General features: G+C 60.6%; 6 protein-coding genes and 1 pseudogene. 6 read left to right on the forward strand and 1 reads right to left on the reverse strand.

Annotated elements, in window-relative coordinates; all coding sequences use genetic code 11:
* A partial coding sequence (locus tag ARC78_RS16470; RefSeq protein WP_145974376.1) for an integrase core domain-containing protein occupies window positions 1-141 on the forward strand: 141 nt, incomplete at its 5' end.
* 38 nt (window positions 142-179) lie between these two features.
* On the opposite strand, the pseudogene ARC78_RS15665 reads toward ARC78_RS16470, so the two are convergent.
* Window positions 180-386, reverse strand: a pseudogene (locus tag ARC78_RS15665) (transposase); the annotation flags it as partial.
* Between the two features lie 58 nt (window positions 387-444).
* Here ARC78_RS15665 and ARC78_RS17080 point away from each other — a divergent pair.
* From ARC78_RS17080 to ARC78_RS15690, 5 genes are all read left to right on the forward strand, one after another.
* Complete coding sequence (locus tag ARC78_RS17080; RefSeq protein WP_256202377.1) at window positions 445-579, forward strand: hypothetical protein; 135 nt, start codon at window positions 445-447, stop codon at window positions 577-579.
* The gene (locus ARC78_RS15675; RefSeq protein WP_083468530.1) at window positions 576-1,745 is read left to right on the forward strand and encodes a restriction endonuclease subunit S; all 1,170 of its coding nucleotides are present in this window, start codon (window positions 576-578) and stop codon (window positions 1,743-1,745) included. Before ARC78_RS17080 ends, ARC78_RS15675 begins: the two co-directional genes overlap by 4 nt.
* 71 nt (window positions 1,746-1,816) lie before the next feature.
* On the forward strand, window positions 1,817-2,152 hold the full coding sequence (locus tag ARC78_RS15680; RefSeq protein ID WP_054659966.1) for a type II toxin-antitoxin system Phd/YefM family antitoxin: 336 nt from the start codon (window positions 1,817-1,819) through the stop codon (window positions 2,150-2,152).
* A 3-nt stretch (window positions 2,153-2,155) separates the two neighbouring features.
* Window positions 2,156-2,512 carry a hypothetical protein gene (locus ARC78_RS15685; RefSeq protein WP_054659968.1) on the forward strand — a complete coding sequence of 119 codons (357 nt, stop codon included), beginning with the start codon at window positions 2,156-2,158 and terminating at the stop codon, window positions 2,510-2,512.
* Window positions 2,513-2,516: 4 nt separating this feature from the next.
* A complete protein-coding gene (locus ARC78_RS15690; protein WP_096144998.1) occupies window positions 2,517-3,917 on the forward strand; it encodes a type I restriction endonuclease subunit R in 1,401 nt (466 codons plus the stop codon).
* Window positions 3,918-4,019: the final 102 nt, after the last annotated feature.

A 4,019-nucleotide genomic window follows, 5' to 3' on the forward strand; every position in this document is an offset into this window, starting at 1 on the left:
TGGCTCTCGCAGTACCATTGGACAGACCTTGATGAGGTCAGGCTGTGCGCCACCCAATGGATGTGGATGTACAACCATGAACGCCCAAACATGGCCTTGGGCGGCATCACCCCCAAGCAGCGGTTGGCCATGGCCGCATAGCTCTACTTCTCAGAACTCTGGTTAATGGGGGGATTACCCGTGGCGCGCACCACCTGCCGATAAACGTGGTACATGTCCATCGCCACCCACTCGACCGAGTCCTTGTCCCGCAGGTCGCGGAAATAGGGCATCAACTCGGCTTTGGCCCGGCTGGGGCGGATATCGAACACGGTCTTGCGCTCGACGTTGGTGATCATGGCCCGGTACTGGCCGATGATCTTGAGCTCGTCGATACCCAGCACCCGCGAGCGCATCGGGCAGAACGACTGGTCGCTCACGCCGGGGCGTTATGTCGGCGTAGCGGTGGTCACTGAAGATGACGAAGAAGGGTTTGCCGAGCGGATGCGGGCCATCCATGACGAGCTGGCAGAGTTGGATGAGAAGGCATCCGAGCTTGCGGCGACCATCAGCCAGAACTTCGAGGAGTTGTTCGCGTGAGTGACAGTGTACGAACGATTCGAGACATTGCTATTGGCGTTTACGACGGCCCGCATGCAACGCCAGAGCTTCATGAAGAGGGTGCAGCAGTATTCCTTGGAATTCCTAACATTTCGGCAGATGGCAGAATTGACCTAGCCACTGCCCGGTGGGTTGCCGATCGTGACCTTCCGAGATGGAATCGTCGCGTGACGCCGCAGGCGAATGACATCGTTTTCACCTATGAAGCAACTTTGAATAGGTACGCCATCATCCCCGACGGCATGAGTTTCACGTTGGGTCGTAGAACCGCATTGATACGCCCGGATCCAGAAAAGATCGACTATTGCTATCTGTTCTACTACTTCTTCGCGCCGAGATGGCGGGCACAGATTGAAGCAAAAACGATGACGGGCGCGACGGTTGATCGGATTCCGTTGACGAATTTTCCAGGCTTCGAGATTTTTGTTCCTTCGTTGGGAGAGCAGCGAAGAATAGCTGCAGTACTGTTCGCTTACGACGATCTCATCGCCACTAATCAGCGCCGCATCGCCCTTCTGGAAGACGCCGCCCGTCGCCTATATCGAGAATGGTTCGTGCATCTACGCTTTCCCGGCCATGAGACCGTCACGGTGGTGGATGGCGTGCCGGAGGGTTGGGCACGCAAGACCTTGGGTCAAATCGCGCCGCTCAAGTACGGCAGGGCGCTTAAAGCTACGGAACGCAAGGATGGACAGGTGCCTGTATATGGCTCAAGTGGGGTTGTCGGTAACCATGATCGTGCGCTCGTGGATGGGGGCGCCATCGTAGTCGGGCGCAAAGGCAATGTGGGCAGCCTGTACTTTTCGCCCGAGCCCTGCTTTCCGATCGATACGGTGTTCTTCATTGATCCCGAAGCGTCGACGTTCTATTTATTGCAAGCCCTGAGCAACCTGAACTTCATCAGCAGCGATGCCGCTGTGCCTGGTTTAAATCGAAACTACGCACATTTGCTGTCATTGCTTGTGCCAGCCGGTGAAGTTGCTGCTTCCTTCGAAACATTAGTCGCACCGCTGTATTCGCAAGCATTCCAATTGGAAAGGCAAAAAAAGAAACTCGCCAGAGCCCGCGACGCCCTGCTGCCCAAGCTGATGAGCGGACAACTGGACGTCTCCGGCATCCCGCTACCGCAGCCGGAAGCGGCGTAGCCCGGAGGGCGATTTTGCCAAACATCAACGAATACATTAAGGTTTAGGCGCATCAACACCCGGAGCCCGCCATGCCCATCACCTCACAGGACATCGTGCCCTTCAACAAGGCTCGCGCCGACCTGACCCGGCTGGCCGATGAAGTCCGCGCCGGCCACGAAAAGATCATCACCCGCAACGGCGAGAGCTATGTGGCGCTGGTGGATGCCCGCAAGCTGGACTACTACCACCGTCTGGAGCGCGAAACGCTGGCACGAGCCAACTTTCAGCTTGGCCTGCTGAACGACGTGACCGCCGGTTTGCAGGACATTCGCGCGGGCAAGCCCGGCATCCCGGTGGAGGAGGCCAGGTCGCGGTCGCAGACCCGGCTGGACGCGGCCAGGGCCGCACGCAAGACGGACGCCTGACGCATGCAGGTCGTCCTGGGTGCGGCCTACGAGCGCAGACTGGACGAGGCCGTGGCGCACCTGATCGGCGTTGGCGCGGATGCCGCGGGGCAGCAGCTGCTGGACGACGCCTATGACGCCTTGCCCAAGCGCCTGGCTCAGGCGCCGCGCATCGGGCGCGAATTCATCGCCCACAACCCTGAAGCGCCGGAAGTGCTTGCCGCTTGGACAGCCGTGCGCGAGCTGCTGGGCGATGACATCGAACTGCGCGAGTACATTCTGGAAGAGTACCTGGCGCTGTATGCCATCCATCGGGACTGCATCCATCTGCTGACGCTGCGCCATCACCGCCAGTGCGGCTTCGACTTCAGCGAGGCGTAAGGCGATGAACGCACGGGGGGATTACAGCGAAGACGGGATGATCCAGAAGGATGCCGCCGCAATCCTGGGTGAGCTTGGCTGGTCGTCGGTCCATGCCCAGGCCGAGACCGAGGACAGGCCGCATCTCACCGGGCGTAGCAATTTCACCGAGACGGTGCTCACGCCCGACCTGCGCGCCGCGCTGGAGCGGCTCAATCCCGGCTTGCCCGAGGAGGCCTACCGGCAGGCCATCGACCAAGCCACTACCCACGACCACGCCAAGACCCTGGTCGCCATCAACCAGGACAAGTACGAGCTGTTGCGCAACGGCGCGCTGGTCCGGTTCAAGGATGGCGCCGGGCGAGCCGTGGAACGCCGCCTGCGGCTGGTCGATTTCGTCGATCCGGACAACAACAGCTTCAAGGCCGTTCGCGAGCTGTGGGTGCGCGGGAGGAACTACCTGCGTCGCGCCGACCTGGTGGGCTTCGTCAACGGCCTGCCGCTGGTGTTCGTCGAGCTCAAGCGCTTCGACGTGGACTACCACGACGCCTACAAGAAGAACTACCGCGACTATCGCGGTACCGACGAATCCGGCAAGCAAGTCGCCATCGAGGGCAGCATCGAGCAGCTGTTCCACTGGAACCAGTTCGTGGTGTTCTCCAATGGCCACATCGCCAGGTACGCCAGCATCACGGCCACGTCCGAGCATCACTACCAGTGGAAGCGGCTGGACGAGGACGATCCGGAGCCGGGAAAGAGCACGATGCAGCTTCCCCTGCTGCTGCGCGGAATGATGGACAGGGCGCGGCTGCTGGACATTATCGAGAACTTCATCCTGTTCGACGCCAGCGAGGGCGCCCTCGCCAAGATCGTGGCCCGCAATCACCAGTATCTGGGCGTGAATCGCGTCATTGCACGGCTGCAGTCGGACGATGACAAGGTGAAAGCCGAGCTGGCGACGGGGCAGCTCGGCGTGTTCTGGCATACCCAGGGCTCGGGCAAGTCGTACTCCATCGTATTCCTGAGCGAGAAAATCCGGCGCAGGGTGTCGGCGGGCTACACCTTTGTTGTCGTCACTGATCGCAGCGAGCTGGATGGCCAGATCGCCGGCACCTACACCCATTGCGGGCGCGCACACGCCAAGGATGACCAGGCCCAGAGCGGGGCGAACCTGCGGGCCATGCTCCGCGACAGCAACCGCAGCTATGTCTTCACCCTGATCCAGAAGTACCGCGAGCGCGTGACCGAACCCTATTCGGAGCGTGACGACATCATCGTCATCAGCGACGAGGCGCATCGCAGCCAATACGGACGGCTTGCCCTGAACATGCGCAAGGGGTTGCCCAATGCCAAGTTCATCGGCTTCACCGGCACGCCGCTGATCGAAGCGGCGGAGGGTAATCCCCCCGCAAAACCAGCGCAGTGAGAAGTAGAAGTTTTCGAAGGAAAATTTCTACCATGAAGAAGTCCCGATTCACCGACAGCCAGATCATCGAGGCGCTCAAGCGCGTAGAGGCTGGTCTTGCCG

The organism is Stenotrophomonas pictorum JCM 9942 (assembly GCF_001431585.1).
Lineage (GTDB): Bacteria > Pseudomonadota > Gammaproteobacteria > Xanthomonadales > Xanthomonadaceae > Stenotrophomonas > Stenotrophomonas pictorum.